This window comes from Arcanobacterium canis, from assembly GCF_029625435.1.
GTDB classification, from domain to species: Bacteria; Actinomycetota; Actinomycetes; order Actinomycetales; family Actinomycetaceae; genus Arcanobacterium; species Arcanobacterium canis.
The window spans coordinates 535,692-552,169 of sequence record NZ_CP121208.1 but is presented as its reverse complement, the minus strand read 5'-3'; the positions used below and the strand labels follow the sequence as shown (position 1 = coordinate 552,169).

The 16,478-nt window shown below is 56.9% G+C and carries 9 protein-coding genes; all 9 read right to left on the bottom strand.

The features are described 5' to 3' along the window. Positions 1-29: 29 nt before the first annotated feature. Positions 30-1,118, bottom strand: a complete 1,089-nt coding sequence (locus tag P7079_RS02455; RefSeq protein ID WP_376986853.1) for a BMP family lipoprotein — start codon at positions 1,116-1,118, stop codon at positions 30-32. 145 nt (positions 1,119-1,263) lie between these two features. Further along, entirely contained in the window at positions 1,264-2,340 is a 1,077-nt protein-coding gene (locus P7079_RS02450; RefSeq protein WP_278013254.1) for a mannose-1-phosphate guanylyltransferase, read from the bottom strand. Then, entirely contained in the window at positions 2,337-3,578 is a 1,242-nt protein-coding gene (locus P7079_RS02445; protein WP_278013253.1) for a YihY/virulence factor BrkB family protein, read from the bottom strand. Before P7079_RS02445 ends, P7079_RS02450 begins: the two co-directional genes overlap by 4 nt. Continuing rightward, the gene (locus tag P7079_RS02440) at positions 3,568-4,356 is read right to left on the bottom strand and encodes an exodeoxyribonuclease III (RefSeq protein WP_278013252.1); all 789 of its coding nucleotides are present in this window, start codon (positions 4,354-4,356) and stop codon (positions 3,568-3,570) included. The genes P7079_RS02445 and P7079_RS02440 overlap by 11 nt, the downstream gene beginning before the upstream one ends. Continuing rightward, the gene (locus P7079_RS02435; RefSeq protein ID WP_278013251.1) at positions 4,353-5,225 is read right to left on the bottom strand and encodes a tetrahydrofolate dehydrogenase/cyclohydrolase catalytic domain-containing protein; all 873 of its coding nucleotides are present in this window, start codon (positions 5,223-5,225) and stop codon (positions 4,353-4,355) included. The genes P7079_RS02440 and P7079_RS02435 overlap by 4 nt, the downstream gene beginning before the upstream one ends. Next, positions 5,222-6,505, bottom strand: a complete 1,284-nt coding sequence (glyA, locus tag P7079_RS02430; protein WP_278013250.1) for a serine hydroxymethyltransferase — start codon at positions 6,503-6,505, stop codon at positions 5,222-5,224. Before glyA ends, P7079_RS02435 begins: the two co-directional genes overlap by 4 nt. Before the next feature lie 55 nt (positions 6,506-6,560). Next, complete coding sequence (locus tag P7079_RS02425) at positions 6,561-7,151, bottom strand: TetR/AcrR family transcriptional regulator (RefSeq protein WP_278013249.1); 591 nt, start codon at positions 7,149-7,151, stop codon at positions 6,561-6,563. Then, positions 7,151-7,564 (bottom strand): holo-ACP synthase AcpS, encoded by a 414-nt coding sequence (gene acpS / locus P7079_RS02420; protein ID WP_278013248.1) that lies wholly within the window; start codon positions 7,562-7,564, stop codon positions 7,151-7,153. Before acpS ends, P7079_RS02425 begins: the two co-directional genes overlap by 1 nt. Further along, a complete protein-coding gene (locus P7079_RS02415) occupies positions 7,557-16,469 on the bottom strand; it encodes a type I polyketide synthase (RefSeq protein WP_278013247.1) in 8,913 nt (2,970 codons plus the stop codon). Before P7079_RS02415 ends, acpS begins: the two co-directional genes overlap by 8 nt. Between the last annotated feature and the right edge of the window lie 9 nt (positions 16,470-16,478).

Here is a 16,478-nt window from a genome sequence, read left to right as displayed (position 1 = left end):
CAACGTTGATTCCCAAGCTAGGGAACTAATTACTTCTTGTTCGCGGCCGGCGACTCAATCTTGAGTTCACCCGACTTGATCTTCTCTTCGAGCTCCTTGACCTTTGCCTTCAGATCCGCAGGAACCTTGGAATCGAAATCGTGGAACGGAGCGAGCGAGACGCCACCGTTCTTGAGGTCGCCGATGTACGGAGCGTTGGAGAACTTGCCATCAACACCCTGCTTCACGGTGTCAACCACGGAAGCTGCGATTTCCTTCTTCACCGAGGTCAAAACGATGTCCTTGTAGTCCGGAACAGCCTCGAACCAGTCGGAGTCAACACCGACGAACATAGCGCCAGCCTTGGCCTTCACAGCTGCTGCCGCACCGAGACCAACCGGCCCTGCCACTGGCATCACAATGTCAGCACCCTGATCAAGGAACTGCTGAGTCTGCTGCTTGCCCTTGTTCTGATCATCGAAGGAGTTGGTGAAGGCGCCCTTCTGAGCGTCCTTGTCCCAACCCAGGAGCTGAACATCCTTGCCCGCGTCCTTATTGTATGCCTTAACACCGTCAGCAAAACCGTCCATGAAGATCGTCACGGACGGAATCTGGATACCGCCGAAGGTCGCAACCTTGCCGGTCTTGGTCATGCCTGCTGCAACGTAGCCAGCAAGGTAAGCAGCTTCCTGAGTATTGAACAGCAGCGGACGGCCGTTATCAATCTCAACCGGCTTACCACCTTCAGTGAAGACAGAATCGATCAGGCCAAACTCGAGATCCTTGGTGCTCTGAGCAACCTTGAGGATGGCGTCATTGAGGTTGAAGCCAACGCCGATGATCATCTTGCAACCGTCGTCGACCATCTTCTCAACGTTCGGCTTGTAATCGGTGGACTGCTTAGATTCAGCAGTGTTGATTTGAACCTTCAGATCCTTCTCAGCCTGCTTTAAACCGACGAATGCGGACTCATTGAAGGAGTGATCGTCCCAGCCGCCAGCATCAGAAACAAGGCAGGCCTTGAAATTAGATGCGTCGCCGCCCTTTGCGTTCTTACCGGTAGATGCGCCGCCACAAGCGCTGAGGAGGAGGGTTGCCGATGCAGCAACCGCGAGAAGAGAAGTCAACTTTGATTTCACGTGGGTCTCCCTATGATCCGTGCCCCGCATTGCCCGGGGCAAATTCGGTTGTCTCCATAGTATCCTGCGTCACGCAAAAATGCTTCTTCAGGATTGAACTATAGAAACGTTCATTCGCCTTTGAATTCCTGGAGTACCCGCAGCCCTAACGAAGATCGCCCCGGCCCGCTTGTTCAAGCGCATCCGGAACATTCTTGACGTTCTGTGCGTACTCATTGCAAGTCACGAAGATCGTGTCTTGCGTCTCTATGATGATAGCACGTTTAACGCCCGCGACAACTATTGGTTTCGAATGTGTGAAAACAAGACTTCCTGGCGAATCTACGGCCACAACATCTTGTGGTTGCCCACCGCGAGATACCCCTATATGGCCGTCTACCATAGCGTATAGAGATGAGTAATCACCCACATCTGACCACCCCATCTGCGCAGGAACGACCGCAACACCACCCTCACGAGCGAGAGGCTCAGCGATCGCATGGTCAATGGCAATCTTCTCAAGGCTATTCCATTGGGCGAGGAAGGTTTCATCATCACCCCACGCCTTGACAATCTGGTCAATACCGTGAGCGAGATGCGGGCGATATTTCTTGAGCGCATCAAGTAGCACGTGTGCACGCGCAACGAATATTCCTGCGTTCCACACATATTCACCACTGTCCACATAATGCTGAGCAGTGGTTTGGTCAGGCTTCTCAACAAATTCGCTGACTGCTCGCACGCCAGGAGCAATCTCGTCCCCCTCGTGGATATACCCGAAACCCGTGGCTGGTGAATGAGGTGTAATACCGATTGTCACCACGTATCCACGCTCTGCCGCACCAATCGCACAGCGGACAGCCTCGCGAAAGGCATCATCGTTCTCGATTGCATGATCCGCAGCAAACGATCCAATCACTGCATCAGGATCACGTTGGGCAATCACGGCTGCTGCCAAGGCAATCGCTGGCATCGAGTTTCGCGCGCTCGGCTCAGCGATGACGTCACATTCACCGCTCTCACCATTGAGCGCGTCCAGTTGTACTCGAACCGCGCTTTCATGCGCGACGCCAGTCACCACCGTCGTCGTTGCCGCAAGGGGTGACAAGCGCATGACTGTGTCTTGGAGCATTGAGTGACCACTGCCGGTCAGATCCACAAGAAACTTAGGGAATTTCGCTCGCGAGAGCGGCCATAGGCGTGTTCCTGCACCGCCTGCGGGAATGATCGCATGGAAACTCACGATGCTGCTCCCAGAGTCGAATAGTGTGTGCGCTTGGCGTATTGAGCTCGCGCACCGTTTTCGTATTCTTGCTTGGCATTTTCGTAGGCATAGTTCGCCTCAGCAAGTTGTTCTTTAGCCCGCAGCAAAGCTTTGCGTTTACGCTCGGCACGCCAGCCCTCCCATCGGGGAATATCTTCAATGGCCGTCTCTTTGAGAGGCATCACGACTCCGGTGACGGAATCATGCTCCCAGTCTTGAGTTTGCGGAGCTGAAAGCGTGACGTAGTTTGGAGTGTCAGCGAGATGCGCATAATTTTCCTCGGTCACATCAAGCGGTTTTGGCGGATTTGCACACACTGCTGCTGCAAGCAACGTGATTCGAGCAACCAAATTCACCCAGAGCATCACTGTTGCGAGAGCTGCAAAAGGAGCGAGGATGGGGTTATTTGCAACTGAACCCACCGCGGCCGTTCCCAGCACACGGATAAGAGACGATGCCAGTGCTCCGACCGATGTGCCGATGAGGAGATCTTTTGCCGGCACGCGCGCGCCAGCAACAACGCGGATGAGAAAGGCAAATACTGCCATATCAGCTACCCCAGCCAACACAAGCGAACCCACCTGAAGGATGCCTTGAGCGACAGAACCTGAAATTCCTAATGCATCGAAGACAATCGTCGAGAACTGCGTGGCTCCCGAAACGAGCAGAATGCCTGCCACTAATCCCACAGCGAGCGTGACAATCCCGGCAAGGTCAATTGCTTTAGTCACGATGAAGGTCCGAGGAAGGGCAGACAGTCCGAACATCGCTTGGATCGATGTCCGCAAGGATCCCATAAGAGAAAGAGTGGACCACAGCATGATGAACAAAGCAGTCAAAGTGACGAAGTTGAAGGGGTTGTCCACAACTAAATCTTTCGCCGCCACTAATCCGTTGGGGTGATCTTGGGTTTTCAAAATCCCGGGAAGAGCAGAGTTAATACCAGATTCAAGACGAGCCATAAGTGACGGATTTTGTCCGAGCGTATAGGAAAAAATCGTCAGACCAATGGTCAGCGCGCCACCGAGTGCGAAAAGCGCCGAATACGCGATACCACCTGATAAAAGCCACCCGCGCTGATAACCATAGCGTGTGTTTGCTCGAACCGGACGGAGGTTCATTACCCAGTCGATGACCGCCCAGAGTTTGTCCATGAGGCTAGTCGTCTGCGTTGGGGCTGATGCGTGAGAGTCAGCAACCTGTGTCTTATTGCTCATCGTAAATCACCGTCAATGCTGCATGGTCGGACCAACGCGCATCGTAAGAGGCTGCGCGGTCAATAGTGTATGTGCGTGCTCGTGCTGCGAGTGTAGGTGTCGCCATTTGGTAATCAATGCGCCAGCCGACATTGTTGTCAAAAGCTTTGCCGCGCTGTGACCACCACGTATACGGGCCTTGAGAATCTGGATCGAGGTGGCGCTGAACATCCACAAAACCGTTGCCAAACCACCGATCGAGATAGGCAATCTCCGGATCCAAAACACCCGAGGTTTTATTGTGATTCGATTTCCAATTAGTGATGTCGCCTTCGGTATGAACGATATTGAAATCACCACACACCACGAATTCGCCTGTCATTGCCCCGAGGCGCTCACTGACCTTATCGAGATGTGCATATTTGGCCGCCATTTTCGTCTCATCGTCTGCCTTACCTGAGTGCAAGTACGCGCTCACCACTGTCAGGCCACGTTCAGGCAAGTCCACTTCCAACCACCGCCCAGTATCAACTGGCACTTCATCATCGACGACGCCGGTGCGCACCTGACCGACCTCAATGCCGTGACGCACCGCGACCGCGACCCCGGCTCGGCCTTTGATCTGGCACTCATGAGGGAAGACTTGATAGTCCTCGCCAATGAGCTCAGTGATGATGTCTCCAGGAGCACGGGTTTCTTGGCACAGGAGAACATCGGGTGCAGTATCCGACAACCACTGCCCCATCCCCTTACGGTAGGCAGCTCGGATCCCGTTAACGTTGACGGTGGTGATCTTCATGCTGTCCTCTCTTTGGCGTCAACAACATTTGCAAGCAACATTGCGCGAGTCATTGGCCCGACCCCGCCGGGATTGGGCGATAACCATCCGGCATACGCATCCACGCCAGGAGCAACATCGCCGACCACCGTCGATTTCCCTGTCGCCGGATCGTTGACACGCTTAATACCCACATCGAAGACGGCGGCTCCAGGTGTCACCATTTCAGGTGTCAGAAGATGTCCCGCTCCTGTTGCCACAACGATGATGTCAGCTGCGCGAGTGTGATCGCCAAGGTTACGTGTTTGGAGGTGGCATAGGTCAACACTGGCCCCGACGTCGTCACGTGACGCGACGACGCCGAGGGGACGACCGACTGTTGCGCCTTGTCCGACGACACACACGTTGGCCCCTTCCCATTCCACTCCGTAGTAACGGCCAAGCGCAATAATGCCTCTCGGAGTACACGGGATCGGGATATCAAGCGTGCCGCTGACTTTTCCCACAAGCTTGCCGAGGTTGAGTGGATGAAGTCCGTCAACGTCTTTACGGGGATCGATTGCCTCAATCACTTCCTGCGTATCAACGTGTTCGGGGAGCGGAAGTTGAACAATGAACCCTGTGCAGTGTGGATCAGCGTTAAGACGATGAACAGCGGCCAACACATCGTCAGTCGATGCTGTCTCGGGTAGCTCCACACGAATCGATGCAATACCCACTTGCGCGGAGTCACGGTGTTTACCGTTGACGTACAGCGCAGAGGCAGGATCAGCACCAACCAGAATTGTTCCCAGGCCAACAGTGAGTCCTCGTTCGCTGAGCTGTGCCACGCGCCCCGTGAGGTCAGCCTTGATTTCGGCGGCAACTCGCCGCCCGTCCATCACAATCATTCAGCTCCAAACTGGCCAAGGCCCGGGTACAGAGGGAAAGCATCCGTCAGCGCAGCAACTCGCGCACTCGCGTCGGCAACTGCCCCCTCGCCTCCGGCGAGAACGGTGGCGATGATGTCTCCCACTTCACAAAACTCTGCATCTCCAAATCCACGCGTTGCCAGAGCAGGCGTGCCGATGCGAAGACCCGAGGTGATTGCCGGCGGTCGTGGATCAAACGGCACAGCATTGCGGTTGACGGTGATATGTGCCGAATCGAGGAGGTGTTCTGCGGTCAGACCATCCATTTCACATCCACGCATATCAACCAATACGAGGTGAACATCAGTGCCGCCAGTGAGAACATTGACGCCTGTTGAGGCCATATCCGGGCGCATCAGCCGTTCAGCGATGATCTTTGCGCCATCGAGAGTGCGCTGCTGACGCTCCTTGAATTCTTCTGTTGCCGCGATCTTCATCGCTACGGCCTTCGCTGCGATGACATGCATCAGAGGTCCGCCTTGAGTGCCAGGGAACACTGCGGAGTTAAGCTTCTTTGCCAGAGTCTCATCACGAGAAAGAATCATGCCTGAACGCGGGCCACCGATCGTCTTATGAATTGTGGTGGTGACGACGTCGGCGTAGGGAATTGGTGACGGGTGCAAACCTGCAGCAACCAGACCGGCGAAGTGGGCCATGTCCACCCACAGATATGCTCCAACTTCATCCGCAATTTCGCGGAATGCCGCGAAATTGAGATGACGAGCATAGGCTGACCACCCAGCGATAATAATGCGAGGTTGATATTCCAAGGCGCGCTGGCGCACCTGATCCATATCGATCAGAGAGGTCGCGGGATCCACGCCATAAGTCACAGCGTTAAAGTACTTGCCCGAGAAATTAATTCGCATCCCATGAGTGAGATGACCACCGTGAGCGAGCTCAAGGCCGAGCACGGTATCGCCAGGTGTGGCCAGAGCATGGTAAATCGCAGCGTTGGCCTGCGCACCTGAGTGGGGTTGAACGTTGGCGTATGCCGCGCCGAAAAGACTCTTGGCGCGCTCGCGCGCAAGTTCTTCGGCTACATCGACGAATTCACAACCGCCGTAGTAGCGCCTTCCGGGGTATCCTTCAGCATATTTATTCGTCAGTACAGAACCCTGAGCCTCAAGAACGGCTCGCGGGACAAAATTCTCTGACGCAATCATTTCCAGGGTTGAACGCTGTCGGTTCAGTTCCTGATCCATTACCCTAGCGATCTCAGGATCGACCTGGCCAATCGGCATTGACATAAAATCCATGGCCACCACCTTTCTGTATGTCATTCTACGACATCGGTTCACGGTGGCGTCACGTTCAGTATCGCGCCAGGAGGAACCTCACCGAATCAACCATTGTGTCGCGCAACCTTTCCATTTTCACGCGTCCCGTCGATACTTGGAGAAAATCCATATACAACGAGCCGTAAATCGCGTGCGCGAGAGGAGCCACCTCGTCAGCGGAGATATTGAGAACGCCGGCTTTACGAGCACGACTGAGTGCGCTTCCGATCGATGCTTCAAAGGACTGCACGTAAGAGATAAAGTCTCGTACGCGCGGCGACGAGCCTCCGATAACTTCTCGTTGGAGAGCGATAGCGTTGTCCGGTCGAGAAGCGGAGATGGCGACGAAGGGGTCAACGACGGCGATCACCTGCGCGACGGCGTCGTCCATCGTGAGAATTTCGCCGTCAGGAAGCTTGCGATCCTTGAGCGATACGAGGAAGAGCTCGATGAGCAGATCTGCTTTACACCCAATCTGGCGAAATAGCGTTCCCGTCGAAACTCCTGCGACACGTGCGAGCTCACTCGTTGTCACGGCGTCAAAGCCGTCTCGCTGCATCAATTCACTCGCAGCGGCCAAGATTTTTTCGTGATCATCACGCTTGCGATCTTCACGTTTTCCCATCAGTTTTTCCTCTCTAGGGTGACGATGGCAGTGGCGTAATCTCCGTCATGACTAATCGAGACGTGGGCGACGACGTTGCCGACAGCTCGCGCAAGTTCACCGTCAAGGACGAGCCGGGGGCGGTTCCATGCATCGGCATCGACCCACACCTGTGACCAATCGATCGGATCGGGGATAAGAGGGGGGTGGCAAAAGTTTTCCTCTGACCACGCCTTGATAAACGCCTCTTTTGCGGCCCAACGTCCGGCCAGGTGGTAGGCCGCTGGGCGTCCTGTGACCTGGCGACGTTGGGCCGCAATGCGCAGCTCGCGCGGGTGGAACACGCGCGCGAGCTGCGTTCCCGGCTCATCCATCTGGGCGATGAATGCGGGAATGTGAACGAGATCGATCCCAACACCTGAGATCTCAGGCATAATAGCCGTTCTCCCCTAGTCGGGCTGATGGGTCGAGAAGCATTCGCGCCTCAGTTTCATGGGCATTGGAGGCGAAGCGTCGATCTTCGATCTCTTCGAAGAAGGGTGCGTGTCCCATCATCGCTGCCTCTATTCGCTCATGACCAGCACGACGGCGAGCAAGCGAGCGTTCACGCCAGATCGCCAGCACCTCGTGACCGTGCTCATGGGCCACGGCTGCCTCAAATGCACCCGGATGAACAAGCGCCACAACCGACGACACATGCCCAAAGCCGAGAGAGGTGGCCAAAGCTGCTTTAATCGTTTGGCGCTTGCCAAGTGCTAGCGGATCGCGCAGCCAGACGAGGTAGTCGTCATCTTCGAACACCGGATCGAGATTATCCAGCGCACGGTTGGCTGGGATGATTCCCGTGGCAAAAACCTGTGTCAAGCCCGCAATCTGGAAGAGCGCTGCTCCACCCTTTGCATGGCCGGTCAAGGTCTTCTGCGAAATCACATACAGCGGATTTCCCTCATGTCGGCCAATTGCTTTCGCCAAGCGAACATGAAGCTCTGCCTCGTTCGGATCGTTCGCATTCGTCGATGTATCGTGCTTAGATACGACAGCGAGATCGTCAGCTTCAACTCCCAGAGGGCGCAACTGACGCATCAACGACGACTCCGTGCCTCCCAAACCTGCGCCGAGCGCTCCGAGTCCTGGTGCCGGGATCGAGGTGTGAGCGCCATCGGCAAAGCTCTGCACGTACCCAACCACCGCGTACACCGGTAACCCGAGTTCAAGAGCGAGATCACCGCGAGCTATCAGCACGGTGCCGCCACCTTCAGCTTCGACGAATCCGCCTCGGCGAAGATCGCCTGCGCGTGAGAAGAAGCGGTGGTTAATTCCCTTTTCTTCCATCACAGCCGACGACGCGGTGGCGTTCATCAGCCCAAAGCCTTCGAGCGACTCGGCACTGAGAGCATCGATTGCACCTGTCACGGCAAAGGTCGCCTTACCCAGACGGATCTTGTCCACGCCCTCTTCAATGGAGACCGCAGCAGTTGCACATGCTGAGACCGGTTGAACCATCGATCCGTAGCCTCCGACATAGGCCTGCATCGTATGAGCAGCGATGACATTGGCTAAGGTCTCCTGGAGCGTATCTTGGGGGATATTTTCTCCGCGGAAACGTTCGAGGAAGAGCTTGCGCATCGATTCCATGCCACCAAAACCGGTGCCCTGAGTTGATGCAATCTGTGTGGGGTGGATCGCTGCCAGCAGTTGTGCTGGCGTAAACCCTGATGACAAGAAAGCATCCACCGCTGTCACAAGATTCCACGATGCCATGAGATCGGCATTTTCAAGCATCGACGCCGGGATGCCCCAGCGCTGCGGATCGAAACCGGCAGGCATCTGTCCAGCGACGTAGCGGCTGATCGTGGTGCGCTTTGGAACGAGTGCAGTCGCACCCTTCGCACGGGTCACCTGCCACTCACCGTCCACGCGCGCAGCGGTCGTGAATTGTGGATCCGCAGCAACGTAGGCGTTGGCCTCGTCCTCGTCGGCAACGGAGAACGTCACCGGTCGGTCGAGGAAGACGGTAGCGGCATCGTTCACGCCCTGATCGGCTATCGTGTCGCGATCAGTCAACTCACGGATCCCACAGCGTGCCACCACTTCATCGACGTAGCGTTCGTAAATATCGGCTTCGTCCACAAGCTCATCGTCGGTGTTATACCAGCCTGCCTTCGGTGTGTCATGCCAGGTCAGTAGGCCCATTCCCCAGGCAAGTTCAAGAACACCTGCTGCAGTGAGTTCGAAGGAACCGTCGGCTTGAACACCGAGCTCAGCGGCGAAGCGTGTGCGCGAACTTCCCCACGGCCCCACCTCACCGTAGCCAACAATGACGATGGTGTCCTGTGGGCGGGCAGTCACCGAATCCCAGTCGCCCTCGCGGGAAGTGGGAAGGGAAACCGACGTTGCATGAGGCAGTGCCTTGAGCGTAGTCGTGGTCTGTGGAGTCGTCTGGGTTGCTCCGTTGCGACTTTGCTGGAGAAGGGCGGCAAAGTCGATGTTGCCCAGACCGCCCGTGAAATCGACGTCGAGCGGCGCGTCCAAAGCGTCCTCGCGAGCCTCACGACCAGCGAGAGTGATGATCTTGTCGGCCATTTCGTCGGTTGAGTACGTCGTCACCCCTTGGCTCTCCACGTACGTCACTAGCGGGTCATTTCCCCCCATCAATCCGGTTCCTCGAACCCATCCGATTCGAGCGCGAGCCACCGTGGTGCGCTTACCCCACGGCTCAACTCGCCACTTATTCAAAATCGCATCGAATGCAGCCTTGACCTCTCCGTAGCCGCCGTCACCGCCGAAGAGACCGCGATTGGGTGAGCCTGGAAGCACCACGTGCATACGATGTTCGGTGTCCCATTGTTCACCGAGGACAGCCAGACGGGTGAGCAAACGCTCCACGCCCCACAGCATCACTCGTGCATGAATTTCTGTTTCGGCTCCGGCACCGTCCATGGTTCCATAAACAGGTGGCGCAGCAAAGGGGAAGAACAGGTCAGGTGTCAGAGCTGGTTTAATTTCGACCGACTTTGCATTCACTGTTTGCGTTACCTGCGTGCCGATCCACTCCGCGAGCGCATCGATGTCACGATACGAGGCAAGGTTGGCAGGCACGAGCCACAGCTCAGCTCCCCCACGTGCATGGTGTCGGTACATCTGGCGTGCTGCAAGCAGACGTGGTGTGGAGATGTTTGAGGCAGTCGCGATCACGGTAGCGCCGCGAGCCAGGAGCTGACGGACAACACCACCTGCGATCGATGCTGGTGTCATGCCCGTTACCACAGCAACCTGACCTGCAAGTTCACCAGGTTGGGTGTCCCGGGCATCCCGAGCAATCATCAGCAGACGTGATCGCAGCGAATCGTTGATCGCTCTGTCAGCTTCGTACTCTGCCTGGCGAGCAACGGCCTCACCCGTTCCGATGAAGTTTGCTTCGACTTCTTCTCCGAGCGCAATCCGTGCCACGTCCTCGCGGGCGGTTGCCCAACGATCGTTGAGACGCACAGCTTTGGCAGCGTCGAATCGTGGCTGAACAATCTCAGGCCACTTCGACCCCAGTTCGCCGCTCACCGTTTCCATCAGAGTGTCAGCAGGCTCAAGATGATCAGCCTGGACGTTGAGCTTGCCGAGGCGATCAAGAAGATCACGGGCATTGGCTTCCAGCGCAGAAGTAATCGTCTGTGAGAACGCGTCAAGTGCCGCTGAGTCTACGACGCCACCTGAACTTGCCCCTGCTGAGGGCTGAGCTACCGCGATCGAGTGCAAGGCGCCGACCCGTTCCACAGCCGCATCAATCAGCGCATCAACCTCACCTGCCGACGTCGGTGTCTGGGTTGACAAGGTGGCAAGTTCGCCGCCACGCGTCGATGTCCCTTCGCGGGTATCGAGCAAGAGCACCGCGCTCGTCCATGCAGCCCATCCAGCTCCCAAATTCCACACGTTCGACAGACGTTCAGCAACCTGGGTTGGCTTGACTCCGGCAGCACCGAAGAGCCTGCGCAGGCGCTGAGCAACGGCGTCAGACAGCACCGGGCCAAAGGGGCGGTAGGAATGCGCAAGCGTCGCAACTTGCGATGCCAGCTGTGCGAGCGGAAGATCTGCCGCGCCGTCGATGGACGGCAACGTGAGCTCCGCGGACATATCCATCAGCACCTGGTTGCGCTTGGATGAGACGCCACCTGTAAGGATTTCGAGCGTATCCGCATCACCGATTTGATCCAACGTGACCTTGTTTTCCAACGCCAGAAGAATACGCAGGGCATCAGGAGCGTCAAGTGGAAGATCTGCGATCGGACCTGCCGACGCCGACGGTGCCGGCAGCGACGGAGCGCTCACCTGCGCAGCTGCTTGCGAAGCTGGCTGTTCTTCTACAGGAGTTTCTTCCTCAGCCTCGCTCATGGCAGGGGCGGGAGGTTCCACCACGTCGTCATTCATCACGCGAGCAGTGTCTCGGCCGAGATTGAGAACCTCGACCTCGCAACCACGCATAGCCGGTTTCTTCAGGGTTTTTGCAGCCATATTCGCCAGTGTCGGCGACTGGCCAAGTCCCACTTCAACGAAACGTTCGACGCCTCGCTGACGCAAGAGGAGATCTTGGGTTTCGATCCAGCGCACCGGTGAAGCGAACTGGTAAGCCAACAGTTCAATCAGTAATGCACGTGTGAGCGAGTCACGCTGTCCCACAAGGTCAATCGATTCCCAGTGCGCAAGCGCATCGGCCACGAATGGCGAGTCACATGCTGATAACACAGCCTCGAAGAACTCACGTGTCAGGGCGAATGGTCGGGCCACGAGGTTCGGCACATATTTGTTTTGGAGCGATTCGCAGCTGATGTGCTCAGGAAGGAGCGAGTCGAGCAGGGTACGGAATTCATCCACACCCTCACGCAAAGCACTTGAATGGAAGGGAACATCAATACCAGGAATGAGCATAAACGCGCCCTTACCACCAGCGGCAAGTGCCCGAGCCTGAGCATCGGCCGCGAGCGCGTCGAGTCCTGCCACTGTCCCTGCCACCGCGTATTGCTCATCAAGGAGGTTGTAATTGACGATTTCGAGGAACTCGCCACTCGCCTCTGCCACGGAAGCAACATAGGCAGCCACGTCGGCGTCGGTGAGACCGAACTGATTCGGACGAAGTGCCCCCAGGCGATAGTTCGATGACCCATCCTCATTTCGGGGAACGAGGTTGTGCATCGTCGAACCGCGGTAGAACACAATGTCGAGTACCGTTTCAAGATCCATAATCTGGCCGTAGGCGCACAGCGCGTTGTACTCACCGAGTGAGTGACCTGCGAAATAGGAACCATCTTCGATTGCACCGGCAGCGCGCAACTGTTCGGTTTGAGCGAAGGCAACGGTCGCCAGCGCCACCTGAGTGAACTGGGTCAGATTGAGGACCCCCTTGGGGTGGCGATACGTCACTCCCTTTGCAGTAATCGAGGCAGGGTTGTCGCGGACAACTGCGAGAATCGAGAAACCGAGAGCAGTTCGAGTATGGGCATCAGCGCGCTCCCACACGGCGTTGATGGGCGCACTTGAGGCGCGCAGGTCAAGTGTCATCCCCTGCTTTTGGATGCCCTGACCCGGGTAGACGTAAGCGGTCGTCGGGCCGGCCACAGCGGCGCTCGCTACCGAGACAACATTGCCATCCACTTTCGAGGTGACTTCGAGCATGAGGCCACCGCCGTTGATGCGTCCGATACGGTCGATTGCGATCTCAATAGTTGCGCCAAGGTTGACCATACCGAACATTCGATACGTCCAGCCCAGGATCTGCCATCCGTGCTCAAGCCCTGCGCCCATCACTGCGTGCTGAGCGGCGGCGTCGAGCCACATGCCATGAACAATCGGAGCGTCAAGACCTGCCAAGCGAGCTGCGACTGAAGACGTGTGAATCGGGTTGTAGTCACCCGACACCTGCGCGAACGCTTCCATCGACGTCGGCGCAGTCACTGTGACCGTGCGCAGACGTGAACGCTTCGTTTCGCGGACGTCCCAGTTTCCCCCTGCAAGCGATGGCTCATCGACAGCATCGCGTCCTTGTGCTCGGCCACGGATTGCGAAGCGATCAGTGAATGAGCCCAGGTCACCGCGTTCATCGCGCAGTTGTGTTACCACTGTGACAATGCGGCCAGCGGATGAATCAACGACCTCAAGCGCACGTGAGAGGGCTTCGATGCGAGCGCCTTCACGCAACTGGCGAGTATCGAGTAGTTCGGCGTGATCGAGATGGACGACACCAAGGAAGCCTTCCAGGACACTTGCGCCCTCATAGGTTGCTGAGCCAAAAGCTGCATAGATTGCTGGCCATGCCATTCCCAAAAGTGCGGAGGGAACGATGGGAGCCGCAGCAACTGCGTGCAGTGTATTTGCTGTCACTCCGGCATGAAGCACACCCAGTCGCTTGCCGTAGGTAAAGGTGTGGCAAGCCTGACCAAACGGGATATTGACCTGCGGTAGCGCGCTAATTGTCTCTCCCATGGGGTTAACGGCCCCCACGCCGGCAATCTGGGAAAGAAGCGAACGCATGGTGTGGTCAAGTCTGCCCTCATCGACAACGGGAACCCCGCCGTCGGCGACAGCATTGGGCAGGATCAGCGGAATCGTCAGGCTTGTTGCACTGTGAGCCATGCCCTGAGGCTGATCGAATGTGATGATCAGATCAGCGCCAAATTCAGTGTCAACCAGTTCATAGGAATCGACGACCCTCACCGGGTTAGGAACGAGACGTCCGTGCCACAAGATGTGGGGAACGTCGGCAAGGAATTCTTTGGGAGTTGCCGACATGCGAGTGAAGCGATCACTGACGTCTCCCCCGACGGCGTCGATGGCGACAGACTCGAAACGCCTCAGGATCTGTGCCACCGGCTCATCGACGCGAGTAATTCCAGCAACGGAAACAGGGCCAGGAATGATACGCACCGAATCGGCGTCGTACCGCTCATCGTGAGATTGCCAGAGGTTATCTGATGCCCACCACCGAAGCAAGGAATCATCGAGTGCGGGAACGAACGGCACCGGTTTAGGGTAAGTGCGGCATTCTTCGATGAACCATGACGCATCCGCCTGCGTGACGTATGTTGTGGCTGCGCCAGGGTATCGCTCAGACAATCGGTCAAGGGCAGCATGAGGATCACGCGCGCTGTCAAGGTCGGGGAAGATCGTGTCGATGAGGCCATGGTCTGCCTCATTCAAACGCGCTTCAACGCGCTGAAGCATATCGTGGAAGCGCTGAATAAAGATCACATCCACCCATGGATATGCCAATTCGACGTATCGACGAAGCATCCCGTCATAAGTCATCGTCGTGACATCGCCGAAATAGGGCTTCGCTGTGTGGGACAGCGCCTCAATAATCTCATCCCGGCGAGCCTCGCGTTCCTCGGGTTTGCCTTGAACCGACAAGATCAGACGCCCAGCACGAGCAGAAGCATTCTCTACCTCGTGAATATCAGCAAGCAAATGCGAAAGACCCGAGGTGATGGCCTGGTTCTCACTTCCGGAGGCCACCCAGCCGTCATTTTCTGTGATTCCCGGCAAATCGACGAGGAGCTGCTTCACAGAAGGCGACGTGTGAGCCTCTTGTGCAGCCATCGCTGCCGTCCCGACGAGGATTGCGTCCACTGGCATACGCTGGGCACCGAACTTTTCTGACCAGGTGCCTGTGAGGAAGGTTGCCGCGTGCTCCGGGACGCCAAGGCCACCGCCAACCACCAACACTGTGTTGGGTAGCTGACGGATCTCGCCGTAGGTCGGCGCAAGCAAACCCTCCATGTCTTCCCAGCTGTGATGGCCACCTGCACGGCCATCCTCAACTTGAATAATGACGGGAATATTGGGGATCTCCTTTGCAATCGCCAATACCGTACGAATCTGAGCCACCGTTCCGGGCTTAAATGACACGTACGGGAAGCCTCCCTGACGCAGTTGATCGACAATATCAAGCGCATCCTCTACCGGCGGGATACCAGCTGAAATCACGACGCCGTCGAAGGGCGCGCCATTGGCACGTTCACGTGACACAATGCGCTCACGTCCAAAATGCAGTCCCCACAAATACGGGTCCATGAACATGGTGTTGAACTGGACTGCACGCCCTGGCTCAAGTTGCTCACGAAGCTGGCGAACATGCTCAAGGAAAATTTCCTCTGTGACCTGCCCACCACCGGCAAGTTCAGCCCAATATCCAGCGTTCGCAGCAGCCGCCACAATATCGGGTTCGACCGTCGTCGGCGTCATTCCAGCAAGCAGAATTGGTGAGCGTCCAGTAAGCCGAGAGAAACGTGTATCAAGAACGGTTTTACCGCCCACACGTGCCACGCGCGGAGCGAAGACTGACCAGTCAGCCCCGCGTTCCCATTCATAGCCTGGGGTTGCGATACGGTCACGAGCCATCGCCGAACCAGCGTTTGCCAGACCAATTCCACGTCCTGCGATGAGTCCCTGAGTGATGGAATTCAATGCCTGACCAGGGCCAAAATCGATGATCCAGGTAGCGCCAGTTTCAAGTGCTTCACGCATCTGGTCATCGAAGCAAATCTGGTCGGTCAAAACGGCACGAGCAAGTCTCTCAACGTTGATCGTCAGGCCACAGACACGCGCCCACTGGCACACCTGGTCAACTGCTGGCTCAAGCAGACGAGAGTGGAACGGAGCAGCAACGGGCAGGTACTCGACGACGGCCGTGCGGGCAGTGCCCCCGACTTCCTTGTTATCCCGACGTACACGTGCCTGAGCAGATAGCTGGTCAAGATCGGCTTCGAGCGCAGCGAGATCCTCTGGGCGCCCTGAGACAGTGAAGAAGCGGTGACCGTTACGAATTGCAAGGTCAAGATCCGGGTGACCGGCCAGTGCAGGCTGCAACTGGTCTTCCGTGATCCCTCGAATGGATGCCATTGGGGTGTGCCCAGCCTTCGCCGAGGCATCCGCCATGCGCGTGGTGAATGTGGCAGCGGCACCAATGAGCCGAGCCAGTGCAAAAAGTTCACCTTCGTCGTCGCCACGGACAAAGTCTGCCGCGAGGACACCTTGGGAATGGCCAATCGCCACGGCAGGGGCCGGCAACGCTAGCTCGTGATATGCGAGCACCTGAGCAGCGAAGATACCCGGAACCGAAGCGAATGGCTCATTAGTGTCGGCGCCAAGAAGATCAAGTGGTCCAGCACAGATTGAGTTCACGTCATTGAGGACGGGAGCAAGAATCTCATCCGAACGTTGCATCATATTCTCGAGGCGATGAGCCGCAATCGGCTCCGCAACAGCCTCACTTAGCGCCGTGTGCCACGGGGTTGCTTGCCCGCCGAAAAGGGCAATGTAGGGGGTGTTTTCACAGTAAGTCTTTAATGATTCCATGTTTACTCC